General features: G+C 36.1%; 23 protein-coding genes and 1 riboswitch. Of the genes, 5 read left to right on the plus strand and 18 right to left on the minus strand.

Going from position 1 to position 21997, the window contains the following annotated elements; all coding sequences use genetic code 11:
* Positions 1–129: 129 nt before the first annotated feature.
* From EK386_RS00005 to EK386_RS00035, 7 genes are all read right to left on the minus strand, one after another.
* Positions 130–1494, minus strand: a complete 1365-nt coding sequence (locus EK386_RS00005; RefSeq protein WP_126656960.1) for a DUF5667 domain-containing protein — start codon at positions 1492–1494, stop codon at positions 130–132.
* A gap of 23 nt (positions 1495–1517) precedes the next feature.
* A riboswitch (cyclic di-GMP riboswitch) is annotated at positions 1518–1599 on the minus strand.
* Positions 1600–1861: 262 nt separating this feature from the next.
* Positions 1862–2497, minus strand: a complete 636-nt coding sequence (ytaF, locus tag EK386_RS00010; RefSeq protein ID WP_126656961.1) for a sporulation membrane protein YtaF — start codon at positions 2495–2497, stop codon at positions 1862–1864.
* A 151-nt stretch (positions 2498–2648) separates the two neighbouring features.
* The gene (locus tag EK386_RS00015; RefSeq protein ID WP_126656962.1) at positions 2649–3713 is read right to left on the minus strand and encodes a branched-chain amino acid aminotransferase; all 1065 of its coding nucleotides are present in this window, start codon (positions 3711–3713) and stop codon (positions 2649–2651) included.
* Positions 3714–3922: 209 nt separating this feature from the next.
* Positions 3923–4594: a GNAT family N-acetyltransferase gene (locus tag EK386_RS00020; protein ID WP_126656963.1), complete on the minus strand. Its 672-nt coding sequence runs from the start codon at positions 4592–4594 to the stop codon at positions 3923–3925.
* A 240-nt stretch (positions 4595–4834) separates the two neighbouring features.
* Complete coding sequence (locus EK386_RS00025; protein WP_126656964.1) at positions 4835–5221, minus strand: retropepsin-like aspartic protease; 387 nt, start codon at positions 5219–5221, stop codon at positions 4835–4837.
* Between the two features lie 56 nt (positions 5222–5277).
* Positions 5278–6057, minus strand: a complete 780-nt coding sequence (locus EK386_RS00030; protein WP_126656965.1) for a nitrilase-related carbon-nitrogen hydrolase — start codon at positions 6055–6057, stop codon at positions 5278–5280.
* 25 nt (positions 6058–6082) lie between these two features.
* Complete coding sequence (locus EK386_RS00035) at positions 6083–6784, minus strand: YetF domain-containing protein (protein WP_126656966.1); 702 nt, start codon at positions 6782–6784, stop codon at positions 6083–6085.
* Positions 6785–7126: 342 nt separating this feature from the next.
* Here EK386_RS00035 and EK386_RS20550 point away from each other — a divergent pair, with 342 nt between their 5' ends.
* Together EK386_RS20550 and EK386_RS20290 are read left to right on the plus strand one after the other, a co-directional pair.
* Positions 7127–7249 carry a hypothetical protein gene (locus EK386_RS20550; protein WP_255507914.1) on the plus strand — a complete coding sequence of 41 codons (123 nt, stop codon included), beginning with the start codon at positions 7127–7129 and terminating at the stop codon, positions 7247–7249.
* Between the two features lie 76 nt (positions 7250–7325).
* Entirely contained in the window at positions 7326–7463 is a 138-nt protein-coding gene (locus EK386_RS20290; protein WP_179965975.1) for a hypothetical protein, read from the plus strand.
* Between the two features lie 69 nt (positions 7464–7532).
* Here the strand turns inward: EK386_RS20290 and EK386_RS00040 are convergent, their stop codons facing one another.
* Positions 7533–8282: an SDR family NAD(P)-dependent oxidoreductase gene (locus EK386_RS00040; protein ID WP_126656967.1), complete on the minus strand. Its 750-nt coding sequence runs from the start codon at positions 8280–8282 to the stop codon at positions 7533–7535.
* Positions 8283–8742: 460 nt separating this feature from the next.
* Between EK386_RS00040 and proB the strand changes: the two genes are divergently transcribed.
* Positions 8743–9828, plus strand: coding sequence for a glutamate 5-kinase (proB, locus tag EK386_RS00045; protein WP_126656968.1), 1086 nt, complete (start codon positions 8743–8745; stop codon positions 9826–9828).
* A gap of 29 nt (positions 9829–9857) precedes the next feature.
* Positions 9858–11123 (plus strand): glutamate-5-semialdehyde dehydrogenase, encoded by a 1266-nt coding sequence (locus EK386_RS00050; RefSeq protein ID WP_126656969.1) that lies wholly within the window; start codon positions 9858–9860, stop codon positions 11121–11123.
* Between the two features lie 354 nt (positions 11124–11477).
* On the opposite strand, the gene EK386_RS00055 is transcribed toward EK386_RS00050, so the two are convergent.
* The 9 genes from EK386_RS00055 to EK386_RS00095 all read right to left on the minus strand — a co-directional run bounded on the left by EK386_RS00055 (position 11478) and on the right by EK386_RS00095 (position 19388).
* Positions 11478–12440 (minus strand): hypothetical protein, encoded by a 963-nt coding sequence (locus EK386_RS00055; protein WP_126656970.1) that lies wholly within the window; start codon positions 12438–12440, stop codon positions 11478–11480.
* Complete coding sequence (locus EK386_RS00060) at positions 12433–12939, minus strand: RNA polymerase sigma factor (protein ID WP_126656971.1); 507 nt, start codon at positions 12937–12939, stop codon at positions 12433–12435. The genes EK386_RS00055 and EK386_RS00060 overlap by 8 nt, the downstream gene beginning before the upstream one ends.
* 177 nt (positions 12940–13116) lie before the next feature.
* Complete coding sequence (locus EK386_RS00065; RefSeq protein ID WP_126656972.1) at positions 13117–13791, minus strand: YwrJ family protein; 675 nt, start codon at positions 13789–13791, stop codon at positions 13117–13119.
* 55 nt (positions 13792–13846) lie between these two features.
* Entirely contained in the window at positions 13847–14335 is a 489-nt protein-coding gene (locus EK386_RS00070; protein ID WP_179965976.1) for a hypothetical protein, read from the minus strand.
* Between the two features lie 227 nt (positions 14336–14562).
* Complete coding sequence (locus EK386_RS00075; RefSeq protein WP_246027544.1) at positions 14563–14925, minus strand: DUF3889 domain-containing protein; 363 nt, start codon at positions 14923–14925, stop codon at positions 14563–14565.
* Between the two features lie 337 nt (positions 14926–15262).
* On the minus strand, positions 15263–16633 hold the full coding sequence (gene argH, locus EK386_RS00080; protein WP_126656973.1) for an argininosuccinate lyase: 1371 nt from the start codon (positions 16631–16633) through the stop codon (positions 15263–15265).
* A gap of 66 nt (positions 16634–16699) precedes the next feature.
* Entirely contained in the window at positions 16700–17914 is a 1215-nt protein-coding gene (locus EK386_RS00085) for an argininosuccinate synthase (RefSeq protein WP_126656974.1), read from the minus strand.
* Positions 17915–18081: 167 nt separating this feature from the next.
* Positions 18082–18831, minus strand: coding sequence for an SDR family NAD(P)-dependent oxidoreductase (locus EK386_RS00090; RefSeq protein ID WP_179965977.1), 750 nt, complete (start codon positions 18829–18831; stop codon positions 18082–18084).
* A 119-nt stretch (positions 18832–18950) separates the two neighbouring features.
* Complete coding sequence (locus EK386_RS00095; RefSeq protein WP_126656975.1) at positions 18951–19388, minus strand: RrF2 family transcriptional regulator; 438 nt, start codon at positions 19386–19388, stop codon at positions 18951–18953.
* Positions 19389–19694: 306 nt separating this feature from the next.
* Between EK386_RS00095 and hmpA the strand changes: the two genes are divergently transcribed.
* Positions 19695–20864, plus strand: coding sequence for an NO-inducible flavohemoprotein (gene hmpA, locus EK386_RS00100; RefSeq protein ID WP_126656976.1), 1170 nt, complete (start codon positions 19695–19697; stop codon positions 20862–20864).
* A 135-nt stretch (positions 20865–20999) separates the two neighbouring features.
* Here the strand turns inward: hmpA and EK386_RS00105 are convergent, their stop codons facing one another.
* Positions 21000–21938: an MBL fold metallo-hydrolase gene (locus tag EK386_RS00105; protein WP_126656977.1), complete on the minus strand. Its 939-nt coding sequence runs from the start codon at positions 21936–21938 to the stop codon at positions 21000–21002.
* Positions 21939–21997: the final 59 nt, after the last annotated feature.

The following is a 21997-nucleotide window of genomic DNA, read 5'->3' on the forward strand; positions in this document are numbered from 1 at the left end:
AGGCAAAATTAAAAATGAGTCCGGTACAATACCGAACCCATTTTGAGAAAGTTGCCTAATGAAATAACCGTGTCTAACTTTTAGGGGTCACTTCAAAAAGAGAGAAGTGGTCCAATGAGGGAAAAAAATTTACTCTTTGTTTCCTTTTCCTTTGTTTTCATTTTTATTTGATGCATTTTGTCCGTTTTGCTGTTTATTCTCATTTTTTTGCTCTTGTTTAACCGCTTGTTTTTCAGCTTGCTGTTGTTGCTTTTGAATACGATTTTCTTGAGCTTCGGCTTGTTTTAACTCAGCTTGTACTTGCTTTTCTGCTGCTTTTTCTTGTTGTTTCACAGCTTGCTCAGTTTTCTGCTCTTCACCTTTATTCACTTGTTCTATTTGTTTTGTTGTCGTTTGCGTCTGTTTAACTTCAGTTTTTTGAACTGGCGCTACTGAAGGTTTTTGTTCTTTAGCTGTCGGTTTCGTTTCAACAACTGCTGATGTTTTGGAAAGCGAATTTTCTTTCGTTACTTCCTCAACCACCACATCTTCTTTTGAAACATTCTCAGTAGTAGTTACAGTTTCAGTACTTGTTGTTTCACGCTTTTCTGTATTTGTTTCAACATCTGTTTCTGTCGTTTCCACTTGTTTCTTTTGTTGCTTCTTCTCTAATTGTGCTAACTTTTTCGTTACTTTTTTGTCTAGCTTTTCTTGGGCTTTTTCAATATTTTTAGCAATCGCTTCTTTTGCTGTTGGATTGCTAACTTTGTCAAGAACCGCCTGCAGAGCTAGAATATTAGCTGAGAACTTAGCAATCAGTGCTGCACGTTCTGTATCTTCTTTTGTCGCTACTTCCTCATTTTCCTCAGCTTCTTCAGTACTATCTTCTAGAACTGATTCATCTGTTTCTATTGCTTCTTCAGTTGTCCCAGTAGATTCTTCTGTTTCAATTTCTTCTGTAGATTCAACATCCTCTACTTGATCAAGAGCTAAAATTTGTTGTTCGATTGCCTTTTCTAAAGTTTCCTTCGCTAAATCCTCTTCGCCCGCAGCAAATAGTGCTTTTGCTTCAGCTATACGTTCTTCTGTTAAGGATAATAGCAAGTCTGCCTCTTTTTGATCATCAAATGTTAGTGCTAGTTTTATATTTTCAGCAAACTGTTTTAGGAAATAGAAAAAGTCCCCTGGTAATAAAGACGGTTCCTCTACAACTGTCTCTTCTTCACCAGATTCTTTCACGGTATTCTCATTAGTTTCCTGTACTTCAGAGGATTCTTCCTCTATCGTAGATTCAGTTTCCTCAGTTATAGGTAAATCTGTTTCAACCTCATCGTTTCTAGATTCTTCCTCAGTAGAAACAGTTGTTACTCCTTCTACAGCTTCCTGTTCGACTACTTCTTGTACTTGATCAAGATTTTCCTCACTCGCAAATGCTTGTGTTGACCCTAATGCCAAAGTTGCCGCAACTACACCTGTTGTAATTACATTTTTTACTTTTGCATTTAAATTAGACATAAAACGTCCCTCCAATTGCTTCATTTGGTAGCCCAGCCATCATAGTGAACCCGTAGATCTGTGACATTGCGTCTCTATTTTTCAATAGATTTGCCTTTTTCAAATGAGGAACAACTTTTTTCGTTCACTTCATTTATCTTAAATATAATTTAGTGATGCCCAAAATTCTATATATAATATTTTCCAACAGCATTATATAATTCTCTAGCTTTGAGTAAAAATACGTCACATGCCTAGATTCCACGATAAATTAAGAGACTCCCTTTTGAAGAAAGATCAATCAAAAGGGAGCCTTATTCAGCAGATTTAAGTTTAATTTTAAAAAATGGTTGATTGTTGTAATTTACGCTTACTATTAACTATAACTTTACAATTTAAAAATACCAATTAATATTAACGCAATTCCAGGTAGCAATGTGAGATTTTTCATCCATTCAATATTCGTTAACATCTTTCCAATTTTAATACCTGCTATAACAAAAATGGTACAAGAAATCGTAATCACAATAGAAAATAAAATTGGTGGTAAGTCGATTAAAGCTGCCCCAACTCCTGCTCCAAATGAGTCTAGCGATAAAGCTAAGCCCAAAAATAATGCTTCCATACTATTTATATTGCCGGATCGATTAAAATCCGCTTCCATAGGCTTTTTAAGGATTTTAATGATGATTGCGAATGATTTAATTTCAAATTTAATAACTTTGTAATCTAATTGGTCTTCTAATTTAGCTTTTTGTGAAGTGAAAAACTGGTAAAGAACCCAAATGCCTATCCCAATTAGTATAATCCCGCCAAGTCTTTCTGCAGCTTCATGAGAAATAAACTGTTCAATAATCGTACCAATGATCATCGCAAGCAATAACACAAGAAATGTACATGTTGAAATAATGATTAATGATTTAAAAGGAATCGTAACTTTTCGCATTCCATAAGTTAATCCTACTGTAAAACTATCAAGACTTACTACAAATCCTAAAAGCAATAAAGAAAGTAATTCCCCCATTATATACTCCTTTCAGTCAATCACCTCCTTATCATATGAACTAGGGCTGCAAGATGACATTTTTAGTTCTGCTCATGTACGAGTTTTAGAATTTTATTTACGTACATAAAAAAATCGCAACTACTTTAATCAGCAGTTGCGATTTTTATTCTTATAATCGAATTGTCCAACCAAACGTATCTTCAATTTTGCCTGTTTGGATGCCCGTTAGTGTATCATAAAGCATTTGTGAAACCTCACCAATTTCACCTTTATTAATGCTCATGTGTTCGTCTAAATATTTTAACTCACCTACTGGAGAAATTACGGCAGCTGTCCCTGTACCGAACACTTCTTCTAACATACCATTGCGGTGAGCCTCTACTACTTCCTCAATGGAAATTCGACGCTCTTCAACTTGGATATTTTTAGATCTTAATACGTTAATCATTGAATCACGTGTAATACCTGGTAAAATACTTCCGTTTAATTCTGGCGTTACCACTGTACCATTGATTTTAAAGAAGATGTTCATGCTTCCTACTTCTTCTACATAACGGTTTTCTCTACCGTCTAACCATAACGTTTGAGAGTAACCTTCTCTGTCTGCAATTTCTTGCCCTTTTAAAGCACTTGCATAGTTTCCACCTGTTTTTGCTTCACCAGTACCGCCTTTTACAGCACGAACAAATTGTTCTTCTACCATAATTTTTACTGGATTAATTCCTTCTTTATAGTAGGAACCAGATGGAGACATAATGATGATAAATTTATAGTTTTTCGCAGGATGCACACCTAAATGCTGCTCTGTCGCAATAATAAATGGACGGATATATAAAGAAGTACCTGGTGCACTTGGAACCCACTCACGGTCTACATTTACTAATTGCTTTAATGCTTCAAGTGCATATTCTTCATCAATTTTTGGAATACACATACGATCATTTGAATTATTTAAACGGGCAAAGTTGCGGTCTGCACGGAATAATAAAATATCGTTATCCACTGTTACATAAGCTTTTAATCCTTCAAATACCGATTGTCCATAATGGAAAATCATTGCGGAAGGCTCTAAAGAAATCGGTTGGTACGGAATAATACGTCCATCATGCCAGCCAATGCCTTCTGTATAATCTAAAACAAACATATGGTCAGTGAAATAATGGCCAAAACCTAATTGGTCAGGAGCTGGCTTTTCTTTTGGGTTCGTTGTTAATTGTGTCGTAATGTCTAACATGGTATAGCCTCCAATTTATTAAATGAATATTCGAAAAAATAAGTCTACTTTTTCGTATGTATTATATAAAAAAAGTTACTCTTCCATTTTACTTTAAAACTCGAAATAAAACATCATCTATTCATACGAATATTGCAAATTTTAGCTCAATAACGATTTTGGCCAAAGACAAAATTAAAAACGCTTTGACCACTCAAAGCGTTTTCACCTTATAACGGAAGTAATTCTACTGTCTCTTTTGCTTCTAACTCTGAAATCATTTGGATCCATTCAGCTGGCTTGTTTGGTAGCACCGCATAGTAATCCTTTAAGAAACTTGTGACTAAGTCCGTTGGTATGTCTGTAATTTGCTCATCTGTTGGTAAAAAACAAAAATCGAGTCCTTTTACGGCTTCACCATCATTTTTCCAAGATGGGTGGACATATGGAAAATTGATTCGTTTATATCCTAGGTGTGATAACACTTCTCGACGGACAAATGGGTTCATCGGCTTCACGCCACCAAAATCGAAATCTTCTCGTTCATAAGGATCATAAATTTCAGCAAACATCCCAAATAATACTTTTCCATTGGCATGGGCAAGCTCTTGCAAGTCTTTTTCGCGATTTTTTGCTAAAAAGCGCCCAATAGATAACCCCGGTTGACCAATAATCGTAAAGTCCGTCATGGCAATATTCCACTGTGGATAATAACGATATTCGGTTGCCCCCACCACTTCTTCTTCATGAACTGCTACAAATACACGAATACTTGGATCTTCAAGAGGTCCCTTCCATAGTTCAAACTCTAAAACTTCTTCAGGTGGAAACACTTTTCCTAGTAATTGATGCATACGCCCAAATAGTGGATCATCAATCGATGTGACTCGAATATACTCCATCTCTATCTCTCCTTAAACAAGAAAATTTCTACCACATTCGTATTTTATCATTAAAAAAAAGAAAGTTATTCCCTATTTGCTCAAAAAAGGAAACGTCCGAAAATTTATTTTGGGACGTCTCCTTTGCGACGAGGATAGTGACAATTTATTGTTACTACCGCAGGAGCAAAAATTTTTAGCGATAGTTTATCGTTAAGAGCGTAGATGTCTAAAAAGTGTAGTGCTTTCTGGACATCTACGCTAGAACTTGTACTTTAATGATAGATTTTCAATATCAATCATCGCCTTGAATTGCTTTAACCCATTCATTCCAAGGATTCCATCTAAATCGAAGCCATAATCCATTGCACCGACTTCAATCGGCAAATTATAAATGATTTTGTCGCCTATTTTGATTGAATCGACCTGTTTTGAATAGACTAACTCGTAACCGCCAATTCCGCATATTCGATACACAGGATCTTTATCTTCTCCTACAATACCAATCGTCGCTGCTACATCTGCAGAAATTAAGGTACTCGCTGAACCTGTATCAATTAAAACTCGGCGTAATTTTAACGTTTTCCCTTTAAACATGATTTCCATGTCCGTTAATAATAATCCTCGATCTAGGACCAATTGATGCATGAAGTCACCACCAAAGTGCGATTTCCACCAATATATGCTTGTCCTTCACAGAATATTTATTTCATGTGATGTGGATATAACACAGGGTCTAAATCGTGCAAATAAGGGATGTTTTTTCGAACTTGCTTTATATCTTGTAGGTTTATATCACATAGAAGAATTTCTTCTTTTAAACGTGCAGCTTCACGAACAATTACCCCTTTTGGATGAATTAATTTCGATTTCCCAAAGCTATTTTCACCCACTGCATTGACCCCTAATACAAAAACCGTGTTATCGACAGCTCTTGCAGGGAGTTGTACGTCCCATCTTTTTTCGGATGAAAAACTAAAAATGGATGGAATGATAATGAGCTCTGCCCCTGCTAAAGCTAAAATTCGGCTTGTTTCAGGAAACTCCATATCATAACAAATGAGCGTTCCTAACTTACCAACTGACGTTTGAATTGGTTCAAATCGTAGTTCTCCTGGTTGAAAATAGAGCTTCTCTTTATTCCAAAGAAAGGATTTATGATAAACTTGCAACACTTCCCCTGTTTTTTCAATGACTGCCAGTGCAATAAACAGATCTGCATCTTGCTTATCAATAAACGGTACGACGAGGACCACTTCATATTTTTTGGCCATGTCACAAAATCGTTCCACAATCTCTTTCGTTTTCGGTTGCAACTTCATGAAACTTTCTTTAGATAAATGATAGCCTGTTGACCATAGCTCAGGTAAAACAATTAGTTGTGCCCCTTTATGAATCGCATCCAGGACGAATTTTTCACCATTTTTTTGATTTTTTTCAATTTGTCCTGATATTGTTCGCATTTGAATTGCCGCTACTTTCATGCAAGACCTCTTCTCCTTTTTTATACTACATACCCTTCTTATTTTTATCTGAATACAAGTCAACATATAGCTTTCCTTGTGCATCTATTTGCGCTAAAAACACGTCATGAACTGACATCGCTCCAAATTTCTTTAATTCCTCTTGAAGCCAGTTCTCGGTATAGCCAGCGATTTCTAGGTTTCTAGTTAAGACATGCCCATCCATGATTAATAAACTCGGCGCATGTTCAAACATTACTTTTAATCCGAGCATACGCGGCGTGATCGGTTCAACATCTGATTTTTTCATTACACTTAATTCACCATTTGTCTCAAGAATGGCCATTTCAACATCTTCCAATTTAAAAATACCTTCTTCTCTTAATAACATCATCAATTCGTCTATGGTAATTTTATTTTCCTTCATGATCTCTTCAAATACGTTTCCATTACGAATGAGAATGGAGGGTTTTCCATCTGTTAATTTGATTAATTTTCTTGATTTTAATCCTAAATAGCTGAGGATTATTGGTGCTATCCCCCAAACTAACAGAGCTGCTAGCCCATCTACTAGTTGAATATTTTTATCGATAGATATGGTTGCTGCAATCGATCCAACTGTAATGCCTACTACATAATCAAAAAAAGTTAAATGTGAAAGTTGTTTTTTGCCCATGATCCTTGTTAAGACAAGTAAAAAAAGAAAAGCTATCGCGGATCGTAATGCGATTAATAATAGCTCTGGCATAAAAATCCTCCAAAATTCATTCACGGTATTATGTAGTATTATGTAAATTTGAAAGTTTATACTATTGCAGTGAACGGCACGGTTATAGGGTTCTTTTGCAAAATGAAGAGACATATTTCGATTCGATAAAGAATTTTTTTAGCTTTTATTTGTGAAAAATTTGTAAAACATTATGTAATCGTGTTCATTATGAACAATATGTGAAATCATTCACGAACTATATCATTTTCATTTTTTTAGGTGTACAATGGTCTCAAGTTGATATATAACACAGATGAAACAAAGATGAAATATCGTTTTGTGTTATATAACAAAAAGTACAAATTTGAGGAGAGAATGAAAATGTGGGTAGTGACAATCTTTGAAAAAAACAATTGGCGTAGTTTTGAATTTATTAGCAAAAGTGAAGCAAATAAAAAACTGGCTAGTGTCAAAGGATCTGCTATTCTTTCCTATACAAAATAACGAGTTAAATATGAAATGTGAAGCTAACAACCCTTGTATTGATGATAAAAAAATAAATTTTCCGGAGGCGACCACCATGTGGGTACTAACAATATTTGAAAAAGACACTTACCGTATGTTCCAATTCGATACAAAAGAAGAAGCTGAAAAAGCTCTAAAAGCGACAGACAAACCAGCAATCATTTCTTACACAACATTAACATTAGCTGCATAAAACGTAAGAAGCCGTTCACTTAAAAATGTGAACGGCTTTTTCTTTGGAAATGATTGCATATTTACCCTACTATTTTGTATTCGTAAATCCGCCATCAATTCGAATCACTTCTCCATTAATATACTCTGCTTTGGAAGTTAGTAAAAATGTGACAAGTTCTGCTACCTCTTCTGGAGTTCCTAATCGTTTTTGAGGAATCCCTCTTGTGGCATTTTCTTTCATCGCTGGGTTCGCTTCATAAAACGACTTAACCATTGGCGTTTCAGTTGGCCCAGGTGCAATGGCATTTACCCGTAAGCCATTTTTTGCGTATTCCGCTACCATACTTTTTGTCATTCCTACAATGCCGTGTTTCGTCGCCGCATACGTGACAACGGAATCTTGTCCAATTACGCCTGCACTTGAAGCGGTATTGACAATCGCCCCTCCACCATTTTTCAACATGACCTCTGCTACATAACGCATCCCATATAGAGCACCCATTAAATTAATCCCTACAATTTGGTCAATTTCATCTGTTGTCGTCTCTAAGAAAAACTTCCCGCTACCTGATATCCCGGCATTATTAAAGAAGTAATCAATTTTACCAAAGTGCTCAACAGTTTGATCAACATAATTTTTCACTTCTTCTTTTTTTGAAACATCTGCCTTGATGAAAATAGCATCTACCCCTATTTTTTTCACCATTTCAACAGTTTCATTTCCACCCTTTTCACTCACATCTACCACTACAATATTTACATCCTCTTGTGCTAATCTAACAGCTGTTGCCTGTCCTAACCCACTACCTGCACCTGTGATGATTGCGACTTTTCTCATATGAACGGTCCCTCCAAAATAAGTAATCAAATTTCGTAGTTAGTATGGACAAATAAGATGAAACATAATAAGACCATTCACATTGTAAACTCGATATACAATTCTATCTCTATCTTTTCGTATATTTTCGAACATTCTTACAACTCTATTGACAAATATCCAATTTTATTGCATATTAAATGAAAATTAACAATTAGCGTAACGAAGAATAGTATGTGATTCCCCTTTTGACAAGAGAGCGATGTTCATCGGCTGCAAGGCATCGTACAAACAGGCTCACAGAACCTACTTCGCCAGCTTCTAGCAAAACTAGACGCAGACTCAAGCGTTATGAGAAAGAGTGGGATTGACTATTCAATCCAATCTAGGTGGTACCACGGAAAAGTAGCCTTTTTCGCCCTAATTATAGGGTGAGAAAGGCTTTTTTATTTTGTACCTCAACTTTCTAGGGGGATATATGATGGAAAAAAAACGAATCGTTGTAAAAATTGGTAGTAGTTCATTGACCAATTCAAAAGGCGAAATAGATCACGACAAATTACAAGATCATATACAGGCACTTGCGACGTTAAAGCATCAAGGCCATGACGTGCTACTCGTCTCATCAGGCGCTGTAGCTGCAGGATTTCGAAAGCTCGGCTACCCTTCTCGACCTGTCACATTAAAAGGAAAACAAGCAGCCGCAGCAGTTGGCCAAAGTTTATTAATTCAATATTATTCCGAACAATTTCATGCACATCAACTAACGGCCGCGCAAATATTACTGACACGCACGGACTTTTCGAAAAAAGATCGTTATAAAAATGCCTATGCCACGTTTACAGAATTATTAGAGCGTAATATTATTCCGATTATTAACGAGAACGATACGGTATCCGTGACGGAGCTTACATTTGGAGATAATGACATGTTATCAGCATTAGTGAGTGGCCTAGTACATGCGGACAATTTGATTATTTTAACAGATATCAATGGGTTATATGATGACAACCCGATGAAAAACCCAGATGCCAAACGAATCGACCATATTTCTGAAATTACAGAAGAAATGTTACAGTTCGCTTCAGGCGCTGGCTCTAAAGTTGGAACTGGAGGCATGCAATCGAAGTTACTCGCTGCCCGCACTGCCCTTCAATCGGGGGTAAAAGTATTTATTGGAACTGGTCATGGCGCGAATAAATTGGTTGATATTTTAGAAGGTCACGGGGATGGAACCTATGTATCTTGTGACAATTTAGGTATTTTACCAAATCAAAAGCAATGGATTAACATTACCGAAGTCTCTGGAAAACTTTATATCGATGAAGGCGCAAAACAGGCAATCCTTTCAAATGGAAAAAGTCTCTTACCAGCAGGCATCTATGAAATCGAAGGAGAATTTACTAAAGGTGATGTTGTAGAAGTTTATGATGATACAAATCTCTTAGGGCGCGGTGAGGTGATGTATTCCAGTGAAGAATTGGCACATGCCCTTGGGAAACGTTCCGATGAGATTGCAGTCAAATCCATCGAAGTCATTCATCGCGACAAATGGGTAAAAGCTTAATAATTTACTATACATTGGAGGAAATGATTATGACAAACATAGCGACAGAAAGTGAAGTTCGAGTAAAAGGGAAACTAGCCAAGCAAGCAAGTTACGTCATGAATGTGAAAACAACGGAAGAAAAAAATGATGCCCTATTAAAAATTTCAGCTCAACTAATTGAAGATCAAAACAAAATCATTGAAGAAAATAAAAAGGATTTAGTCAATGGAAAAGAAAAAGGTTTACCTGATTCTACATTAGACCGGATTATGCTAAACGAAACACGCATCCAAGCCATGGCTGATGCAATTAAAGAATTAATCGCTCTAGAAGATCCAGTTGGCGAGCTTTTAGAATCCACGACAAAGGACAATGGATTGCTTATTGAAAAACGTCGTGTGCCAATTGGTGTAATCGGCATGATTTATGAAGCGCGTCCAAATGTAACAATCGATGCAGCTACACTTAGTTTAAAAACAGGTAATGCAGTCATTTTACGAGGAAGTTCATCCGCAAAACATTCTAATATGGAGCTCGTTGCGACAATTCATCGTGCATTAGCAAAAACGAATCTTCCATTAGAAGCGGTGCAATTAATAGAAGATACTTCCCATGAAACAGCAAAGGAACTATTCAATTTAAATGAATATTTAGATGTGTTAATTCCACGTGGAGGAAAAGCATTAATTGATTTAGTCGTTCGCGAATCGTCCGTTCCGGTTTTAGAAACGGGTGCAGGAAATTGCCATGTGTATGTGGATGAAACAGCAAACTATGAAATGGCGACAAAAATTATTATTAATGCCAAAACACAGCGTCCTTCTGTATGTAATGCGATGGAAAGTTTATTAATTCAACGTAATTGGTTTGAAGGTAATGGTGAAAAATTATTAAATGAATTGAATACACTAGATATAAAAATTATTGGGGACGAAAGCGTTTGTTCGGTATCACCTGCTGCGACTCTTGCAACAGAGGAAGATTATGCAACAGAGTTTTTAAGCTTAACAATGAGTGTGAAAATTGTTGAAAATGTAATGGAGGCGATTGAACACATTAATATTTACGGCACTAATCACTCAGAAGCCATTATTACGGAAGATGCCATTGCAGCACAAACTTTCTTAACAGGCGTTGACGCTGCGGCGGTTTACCATAACGCATCGACACGTTTTACAGACGGTTTTGAATATGGCTACGGGGCTGAAATCGGAATCAGTACACAAAAATTACATGCACGCGGTCCAATGGGGTTACCTGCATTAACGTCAACGAAATACTTTATCCATGGCAATGGGCAAATTCGAGGATAAGAATCTATAGGATTGTCTAATAAGTTCTTTTTAACCTTCTATACTAATATATACTCATGAAGTTTCAAAAAAGGTTGACCTAGTGAGCGGACTAAGCACACAAGCCGCAAAGCCACGTTGTCCGTGTCTTTACGACTTGTCTTAGGGGCCAACACGATGTTGGTCATGGTGACAATGCCACACGATGTGGCATTGTCACCGGCTTTGTGTAAGGTCCGCTCACATAGAATAAATCTTACTACTCTTTCATGATTTAGTACGCGGCTTACAGTGGTAGGCCGCGTTTTCTTAATTTATATCATACTACTGGTGTATTCAAATTTTCACTGGATTGTACATTTACCTCTTTTAGTTTTATCCATAGACACATAGTACAAAAAAAGTAACGATTAACATATTATTAAGGAATATCAATCGCCAACTTATTGGTTGTTCTTTGTACCAACTTCCAAGAATTGAGTATATGGTAATAAGGATCATAAATGTGAGCAATATATAACCAAAATGTACTGTCCCAATAATATTGTCTAAAAAATTAATGAATATAACGCCAATGATGCTTCCGATTACATGAATAAACCGTGGTACTTGCTCTTCCTCATCATACATTGATTTTTCTTTCTTATCCATAAACCTTGCAAGGAAAATAAATACTACAAAATAAACGGCAATTCGGATCCATTTGCCTTTACTAATTTGTTTTTGTGACCAAATGGTATCCGATAAATCTATCATCTGTTCCCATTCTTCTAAAGACAGTGCATATTTCGTTTTTGCGACAGGATCATATAAGTAATTTATGTGGTTCGGTACGTCCCCTTCTGAAGCCTGTTTTAAATAAAGCTCACTCCCATTGTCAAAAACAAAATGAAGATCCTTTATAGCGTACTGCTCTTCTATTGCGCCATCCCAAGGAACCGCATTTGCTTTTGCATTTAGAAGAATCGACATAATACCATGAAACAATTGTTGGTCTGTCGATGTTCGTTTCATAAAATAAAAAGGAGAAGTTAAATTTAAATTTCGATTTGGTTGCTGATTTTCTAATACTATGACTTTTTGAATGTTTGTACCTGGATCGATTTCACCAAAAGATAAAGTATCTTGTTGATTATTAATGGTTGGCGATACGAAGAATGTAGCAAGTAAGACGATGAAGATTGCACATGCACTTACGGAAATCGCACGATATGTCCAATTGGAAGTTCTTTTCTTACGTTCTACCTTTTGTTGGATCATTTGCTTCGTATGCTCTTTCATACTTTTGGAACGCTCTGATCGCAATATGCCCTTTAATTGCTCATCTAAATCATTCATCTTCGTCCCCTCCTCCTAAAAGTTGTCTTAACGCTTTCATCCCACGTTCCGTACAATTTTTTACTTTCGATTCGTTCCATCCTAATATTTTTGCGGTCTCTTTAATCGTTAACCCCTCAATCTTTCGTAACACAATGGCCTCGCGATAGTCCATTTTCACTTTTTGGAGTGCCTCATATAATCGCTTTGACTCCTCATTTTGTTCGAGCCATTTTTCTGGTGTAAAGGACTCCTCTTTCGTATCATATTTTGCTGTAAAAGGTAAAAAGGAAATGATTCTTTTTCTGCGATAGTAATCATAGGTGAGGTTCCGTGCAATTTTCATTAACCACGTTAACGTACTCGCATCATTTCGAAAGGTATGTTGAGATTGAATGGCTTTTATAAATGTCTCTTGCGTTAAATCTTCTGCTAGTTCAGCATGTCCTACGAGAAAATATATGTATTGATAAATACGATCACTATGTAAGTCATATTGTTGTTCAAAAATGAATGCCAAATAGTTCACCTCCACTTATATAGACGATTATGTTCCGAATATGACTCACTGGCTATGAAAATTTTTACAAAAAAATAAGCACTTGTCTGTTCACAAGTACTTTTTACGTTAAAAAGTAGCACTACATGAAGTTCATAGTGCTACTAGTTTAAAGTATACATATAAAATGATCCTCGGTTACACTTCATGCAAAGATTTAATATGTTGAATGTTAAGAAGCACTGTATTTCCTCTTGCCGTCCGAAGTTCAACCATCTTACCATGGATTTGAACTAATTTTCCAATGTGATGTGTATGTTCACCAAGATTAAAAATGACAAGTTTGTTCACCATACTAGCAATTAGCGCTTCAAAGTGACTTACTCTGGAATTTTTTGATCCCATTTGCAAATCGACTGTTGAATGGTCATATGGTTTTTTTTGCTCTGGATAAGGGATTAACCATTTTAAATGTTGTTTTGAGATGTATATTGTTTTATAAATCGGTGAGTGGAAAATAAAATAATCACTCATAACAGTATCAATGAGTCCATGTATTGGTTGCCTATTTGCGACATAAATTTCGGTATAAATCCCTTGAGATTGTGTGAGCATCTCGTCTAATGTTAACTCTTTTTGATTGTCGGCTTCAAGAAAACTTGGTAGGGTTAAAGGCATCTGTATATTTTCGCCTTCATTTTGAGCAACTGTAATATTTTCAACATGTATCATTGGAATGTAAATAAAATCTTTACCATCAAATAGTACAAGTATCTCTTTGCTTGAATCGATTAACGATCCCCTGAAGTATGATTTGCCTGCTAAGTCCACTTTTATAGTTTCTTGTTTGAATTGACTAAATATCTTGTTCAAATTCCCCCTCCTATCTACTTAAAGAGTTCATTTAATAAAAGAAGGTTTTGTGAGCTTATCTACGACGTCTTCTTCTGCCGTTTCCATCATTGTTGTTATTATCTTCGTTGTTTTCTTCATTGTCATTGTTTCCTACTCCCATTCCAGTGCTCATATTGCGGATGTGGAATACGGAAACATGAATGATTTCTTCTTTGTTGATGATTGTAATATAATCGTCATTTACTTCATCCAGTACACCTTCTAATTTTTCTGGGTTAATTTTTACCCAACGTTTGCAAAATTGACTAATCACTGATAAGAAATCAGGTTTGTTAAACGCTTCAAGATTGTCTGGACCTCTATCATCATCCATTCCATCTTTTGAATCATGTGTAATACTTTTTACGTGATGCGTTTTATAAATTACAACACCGTCTTTTTTCGTCATTATTACAAAGAAATCTGAACCTGCATATAACAATCTACCTACAGCCGAATGTGGGCCACCACGGTCGACTCTAATTACCTGACCTACTAAGTGACTAAGTAGTTCTTGATTCATATCGACATAAACCTCCTATTTGTATTGTCTTGCTCAATATATGTGCTTTTTAACTAGAATGAAATGTCAAAGGCCTAGTTTATTAAAAATAACTGCCTTATTATGCTACGATTGCAAAACAATAAGAATAAAAAAAATAAAAGTAGTACAAACCAAAGATGATTTGTACTACTTAAATAATATATTCGCCATTCGACAGATGGTTCCAAATAGAGGGGATTACCTATTTAGTTTGTTGATTCAGTATATTGAATATTTACAACTTCCTCTGTTTGATTATTAAAGGTAATGTCGACAAACACACCGAATTCCCGATTGTCTTCTGCTCGTAACCATAATTTAAATTTTTCTACAGAAGTAACAGATCCAGTTTCACGACCGATGTGTAAATAATCAATAACATCTGCTGATGGATACTTCGCCATTACTTCTTGCATTGCTAGCCTTCCCCATTTAGCATAAGCAGGAGTAGGCTTTTGTTCAAGCTCCTGTGCAGTTACCGTTTCTTCACTTGGAGGAGTCGTCAAAATTTTTCCGACTACAACTGTACTTAGTATAAGCATGGCGGAAACTACAATTTTCCCTTTCACAACATGACCTCCTTTTCGTTAGTGTTTTCTGAACAAAGGAGGTTATTCGGAAATGACGTATGTATATATTAACAATAGAAGAAATTCGTTATCAGGAAATATTTATCGTGTTCATAACTCGTTCGAAAGTTGTGTAAACATAAAAACCCGCCTCGCGACCCCGAGACGGGTTTATGTAACTTTATGTTACCCAATGGCATGGATTCTAAATAAAGTTGTTCTTTTATCCACTTACCCTCTGGCTAATGAATAAAAGGCGACTTCTATTGTGTATCTCTGTACAACATTAATAGATAGCATCTATGCTAAATCCTAAATTTTAGGTTAAAGCCCTTTATTAAACTAAGCTTTTTGCTTTTTCGATTTGTAAACGCACTTGATCAAATCCTGTGCCACCTAGTGAATGGCGACGACGAACTGCCGCTTCAGGTTTTAACACATCATATACGTCACTGTCTAAAAGCTCGCTTTCTTTTTTCATATCTTCAAGTGGTAAATCGAGTAAGAAGATCCCACGTTGAATACACGTGAATACAAGTTTCCCTGTAACTTCATGCGCTTCACGGAATGGCATACCTTTTGTTGCCAAGTAATCCGCAAGTTCTGTTGCGTTAGAGAAATCACTGTGAACAGCTGTATGAAGACGTTTAGTATTTACCGTCATCGTACGAACCATACCTTCAAAGATTTTTAATGCACCAAGAATCGTTTGAACCGTATCAAACATACCTTCTTTATCTTCCTGCATATCTTTGTTATACGTTAAAGGCGTCCCCTTTAATACTGTTAACAAGCCCATTAGGTTTCCATATACGCGACCAGTCTTGCCACGAATTAGTTCTGCCATATCTGGGTTTTTCTTTTGAGGCATTATGGATGAACCTGTTGAAAAGGCATCATCTAACTCAATGAACTTAAATTCATCTGTTGACCAAATGATAATTTCTTCAGCAAAACGTGATAAATGTGTCATTAATAAAGATGAGTTAGCAAGGAACTCGACTACAAAATCACGATCACTCACAGCATCCATGGAATTTAAATAAACTTTACTAAAGCCAAGTAATTCCGCTGATTTTTCACGATCAATCGGGAAAGTCGTGCCAGCCATTGCACCTGCACCTAATGGTAGGATGTCGATACGTTTCATGGATTCATTAAAACGTTCTTTGTCACGCTCTAGCATCCAGAAATACGCCATTAAATGATGGGCAAAGCTAATTGGTTGTGCACGTTGTAAATGCGTATAGCCAGGAGCAATTGTTTCAACATGTTGCTCTGCCTGACCGATAATCGTTCTTTGGAAAGTTTCGATTAATTCGACAACTTCAACGACACGCTTTTTCAAAAATAAGTGCACGTCTGTTGCAACCTGGTCATTACGGCTACGACCAGTATGAAGTTTCCCTCCTACTGGACCTATAATATCCGTTAACATTTTTTCTAAATTTAAATGGATGTCTTCGTTCGCCACACTAAACTCGAGCTCTCCAGCCTCTGCTTTAATTTTCAGCTCAGCTAAGCCTCCTAGAATTTGCTCTACCTCTGTAGATGATAAAATTCCTTGAGCACCTAACATTGTTACGTGTGCAACACTGCCTTCGATATCTTCCATTACTAATTGTTGATCAAAACCAATGGAAGCTCCAAATTCATCAACCCAACTTTCTGCTGACTTTTGGAAACGTCCACCCCATAATTTTGTCATACGACACACCTTACCTTATGCTACCAATCAGTGGAGATTCAATACCCCACTGATTGAAGTTTCACTTTATTTTTTAGTTCCAACTGGTTGTTGTTTCGCTACTTCTGAAGCTACTACTGTTGGAAGTCCCCATAACTCGATAAATCCTACAGCAGATGCATGGTTGAATTGGTCTGCTTTTGAGTAAGTTGCTAATTCTTCAGAGTATAAAGAATTTGGCGATTTACGTCCTTCAACAATTGCATGACCTTTGTAAAGTTTTACACGAACTGTACCGTTTACGTACTTTTGTGTTTCTTTTAAGAATGCTTCTAGTGCAGTACGGATTGGGTTGAACCATAAACCGTTATATATAATTTCAGATAATTTGTGTTCAATAATTGGTTTGAAATGAGCTAGCTCTTTAACTAATGTAATATCTTCTAATTCTTTATGAGCAGTTAAAAGTACTTTTGCTCCTGGAATTTCGTACACTTCACGAGATTTAATACCAACTAGACGGTTTTCTACGTGGTCGATACGTCCTACACCGTGAGCACCTGCAACTTTATTTAATTCTTGAATTAAGTCTGCAAGTTTCATTTCTTCACCATTTAATGAAACTGGTTTACCTTCTACAAACTCGATTTCTACATATTCTGCAGCATCAGGAGCATTTTCTACAGAAACCGTTAAACCGTATGCTTCTTCTGGTGGTGCTACCCATGGATCTTCCATTACGCCTGCTTCATTTGCACGACCCCATAAGTTTTGGTCAATTGAGAATGGTGAATCGATTGTCGCTGGAATTGGAACACCGTGTTTTGCAGCGTATTCGATTTCCTCATCACGGCTCCAACCCCACTCACGTACTGGAGCTAATACTTCTAAATCTGGATTTAATGCTTTAATTGAAACTTCGAAACGAACTTGGTCATTCCCTTTACCAGTACAACCGTGCGCTACAGCATCCGCATTTGTTTCGTTTGCAATTTCAACTAATTTTTTAGAAATTAATGGACGAGATAAAGCCGACACTAATGGATATTTTTGTTCATACCAAGTGTGTCCTTGTAGAGAAATTAATGCATAATCTTCAGCAAACTCATCTTTTGCGTCGATCATGTATGATTCCACTGCACCTACTTGAAGTGCTTTATTTTTAATGAATTCAAGGTCTTTTCCTTCACCAACATCTAAACACACAGCAATTACGTCCCAACCTTGTTCCTTTAACCAAGGAATTGCTACAGATGTATCAAGACCGCCTGAATATGCTAAAACTACTTTTTTATTTGCCATAATATTGAAAGCCTCCGATGTTCATTTATGTATTTTTATTCATCAAGTTAAAAGTTTATACACGAATAGTACCATGGAATAAAAATAAATACAAGTGTATTTTTATAAAAAAATTCATTGTTTTACACTTAGGAACGATATGCGCTTTCTGTTCCCTCGTTTATGTATTATTTTTTATTAAAGAAACCGCTTCCAAGCTTTTCCACCCATCTTGGAGCTACCGCATAAAGTTTGCTTGTTAATGACATAATACGTGGTAAATTTACTTCCCTTACTGGTTTATCAATAGTTTTCATCACTTCATTTGCAACCTTTTCCGGGTTTAATAAAAATCGTTCCATGGACTTTCGGTACGTGTTTGTAGCATCTGCTTTTTGTAAAAATGGCGTATCGATTGGTCCTGGATACACCGTTGTAACGTCAATATTAAAGGGAGCTAGTTCCATTCTAAGTCCATTCGTATAGCCTGTAATGGCATGCTTCGTCGCTGCATAAACACTCGCTTTTTTGGTAGCTACCTTTCCTGCCTGAGATCCAATAAAAATTAGATGACCAAATTGTTGTTCCATCATCTTTGTTGAAATTCTTTTCGTTAAATAAAAGGGTGCACGTATGTTTACATCAATCATTGCATCAATTTCTTCATCTAATAGGTCAAATGCATTTTGAAATATTCCGACCCCAGCATTTAAAATGGCTACATTAATAATAGGAAGCTGACCACAAACGTTTTCGATCTCGTCTACATTGGATAAATCCGCTTTGAAAATATTCGCACCAAGTTGTTTTAATGCGTTCAATTCTGATTCGTTTCTGCCGGTTGCGTATACGGTATAGCCCTTTTTCAAACAATTTTCCGTCATAACGCGTCCAATACCACTTGTAGCCCCTGTAATAAATATCGTTTTATCTATCATGAAAACGTATATTCCTTTCTATCATGTTCATACTAAAAGTTATATTGTGCAAATTGTTAACATATATAAGAGCGTGCATAAAAAAAGTGACTCATATTCATTTTGAGTCACTCAGATACTTATTTTATACCAAGTATTTTAAACATATCATCTTTTGACAATAGGAAATCGGCTAATGTATAGCGATCCAACACTTGTAAATAGGCATTTAATGCTTCATTTAGAGCAAATTTCAACTGACAAACCGGAGAAATTTTGCACATATTATTGTCATTATCGAAACACTCAACGATATGGAAATCTTCTTCTGTATGTCGCACAACTTGGCCAATATTAATATCTTCTGGGTTTTGATTTAATCGAATTCCACCGCCACGGCCACGAATTGTTTCGATTAACCCTAGTTGTCCAAGATCATATGTAACCTTCATTAAATGGTTTTTTGATATATGATAAGTATCTGCAATCTCTTGTATTGTTGATAATCGATCTTGACCTTTTATACCAAGATAAAGTAATACACGCAACGAGTAGTCAGTATATAGAGTTAAGCGCATATTGCACACCACACTTTCTTTTTTTATTATAACATTTTTATTCCATTATTTTTATATAGACATTGAAATTTCACACAATCAACAAAGAAAAGCGAAAGCGATCTCGAGGCTTACGCTAGATACTGTTCTAACTCCAAAATTTATCCTGATGAACAAAAAGTTATTAAAAGATGTATTTGAAATACTACATTTGTGTCCATTTTGTTAAACATGTATTTTTCATATTGCTTTTATTCTTTTTCCAGCTTATAGTTATTTTTGTAAGCGTTATCTTAAATTTCAAATAATCAAAAGGACGTGATTTAAATGTTATCACAACAAACAATCGACATTATCAAATCAACTGTACCAGTATTAGAACAACATGGCGTAACAATCACAAAAACTTTCTACAAAAACATGCTTTCTAAAAACCCTGATTTATTAAACTACTTCAACCATGTTAACCAAAACCAAGGACGTCAACAAACAGCCCTTGCAAATTCTGTATATGCAGCAGCTGCTCATATTGATAACTTACAAGCAATTGTTCCAGCAGTTATGCTAATTGCACATAAACACCGTGCTCTAGGGATTTTACCAGAACATTACCCAATCGTTGGGGAAAACTTACTAGGTGCTATTAAAGAAGTACTTGGCGATGCAGCAACTGATGATATTATCAATGCATGGGCAGAAGCTTATGGTGTGATCGCTGATGTATTCATCTCTGTTGAGGAAGACTTATACCAAAAAGCAGAAGAAAATGGTGGATGGCGTTTATTTAAACCATTTAAAGTGGCGAAAAAAGTGGTGGAAAACGAACAAGTTACTTCATTCTATTTCACACCAGAAGATGGACAACCATTACCTGATTTCGAAGCAGGTCAATACATTACAGTACGTGTAAAACCTACAGGATCTCAGTATTATGCAAACCGTCATTACACAGTTTCTCAACCATCAAACAATAACGAATATGTGATCTCTGTTAAACGTGAAGACGAAAACAGTCCAGCAGGTGTTGTATCAACGTTCCTTCATAACGAAGTAAATGAAGGCGATACAGTAGAATTAAGTGCTCCAGCAGGTGATTTCACATTACAAGAAGGAAACAACCCTGTATTATTCGTAAGTGGTGGTATTGGAGTAACTCCATTAAATGCAATGCTTCAAACAATGGAGCTTGGTCGCAATGTAACATTCTATCAATCTGCACGCAACGAGCAATCTGTTGCTTTCAAAGAGCAAATTGAAAAGAAAATTAACGAATTAAACGGCACATACAGAGTTCACTATTCGGATGCACAAGGCTATGTAACAAAAGAAGACTTAGCACCATACATCCAACCAAATACAGAAGTTTACGTTTGTGGTCCAGCACCATTTATGGAATCAGTGATTTCAATTGCAAAAGACTTAAATGTAGCAAACGAAAACATTCATTACGAATTCTTTGGTCCTTTAATGACTGTCAAAGCATTAGCGAACGCCTAATAATGCAACTCTTACAATGACTGACTAAATCAATCAAACACTTTAAAACCATTGGATATACCCTATCACAGTAAAAATATTAGCCCCATAGCTTTGGTTCACCCACCTAGCTATGGGGTTTCTTTATTCCATATGTTACCGCCAATAAACTTGGACACCGTCGACAACTTTTAATTGAACTTTGCCCTCTTGTTCTAAACAATCTAAATAGCCAATTGTTTTAGACAATGTTAAGCCTAGTTGGGATTTGAATACTTGTGCATACAATTCGGTTGTCAGTTCCATTACAGTTTTTGGCTTTGTTAATAGTTCTAACACTTGGTTTGATCGATGTTTATCTTTAGCTATTCGATTTTCAATTAACTGATCAATACGAATAATATCATTACCATGACCTGTATAAATTTTTCGAATATTTAGCTGTTGAAGCAATTGCAAGGACTGATGATATTGTACAAGTGATTTCGGACGTTTTTTAGATAAATCAATAGGTGGTTCGACAAGTGGATTTGGGTCAACATGCTCTAATAAAATATCCCCACCAATGACTTCATTTGACGATTCATCTAAAAAGATTAAATGACTCTGAGCATGCCCCGGTGTATAAATCGCCTTTAGTCCCGGATGACCCGGTATCTCATCGCCATCTTGAATAAATTTAGTCAATGGGATTGTACCAAATAATTCGATTTCATCTTTTGCCTGAACAATTTTTTCAATATAATGTAGCGGCACACCTTGTAACATTAATTGTTCCTTGTAAAAATCATAACGGTAAGATAAAAATTCATCTGTTTTTCTTAACCAATGATCGACATACTCATGCCCTAGTATTTCAGCATTTGGAAAGGCATCCACCCACCCAGCATGATCCGGATGATGATGGGTTAAAATGACTTGTTCAATATCTTTCATTTCATAACCTGCTTCATGAATGCTCCATTTAAGTGCTTCATAAGCCTCTTGGGTTTTTGGACCAGCATCAAATAAAGAAAGTGCATCACCCTTTACTAAAAAAGCATTCACATCCCCTATTGGATATGGTGTAGGTAATGCAATTTTGTGTACATTCACTGTAAATCCTCCTTAAATCTTTCGAAAAACGTTTAGCATTCTTAGGTATCATTTTTATC

It is taken from the genome of Lysinibacillus antri, from assembly GCF_003977595.1.
Lineage (GTDB): Bacteria > Bacillota > Bacilli > Bacillales_A > Planococcaceae > Ureibacillus > Ureibacillus antri.